At 47.0% G+C, this 313-nt stretch carries 1 pseudogene; it reads right to left on the reverse strand.

Annotated elements, in window-relative coordinates:
* Window positions 1-313, reverse strand: a pseudogene (locus LFYK43_RS12920) (hypothetical protein); the annotation flags it as partial.

Genomic DNA, 313 nt, shown 5'->3' on the forward strand with positions numbered 1-313 from the left:
TGGATCCCGACAAATGCGAGGCAGATCACTGCCAAAGAACCAACCAGCCACCAAGAAGTCTTCTTTACACCTTTTTTTCTTTTTTCTTTGCGGGGCGCATTTATGCCAGCTTTCGTATTTGCCCTGCCTGACGATTGATGTTCAATGATCCGAACGAACCAGTCGCCGATGATCTGAACCGCAAACACAAAGATCAAGATAATGATCATCGCTGCAAAAATCACATCGTTTTGAAAACGGGCGTAGCCAATGCTGATCGCAATATCACCTAAGCCGCCAGAACCGATGGCTCCAGCCATAGTAGTCAAACCGA

The sequence above is a fragment of the Ligilactobacillus salitolerans genome (assembly GCF_003864415.1).
Lineage (GTDB): Bacteria > Bacillota > Bacilli > Lactobacillales > Lactobacillaceae > Ligilactobacillus > Ligilactobacillus salitolerans.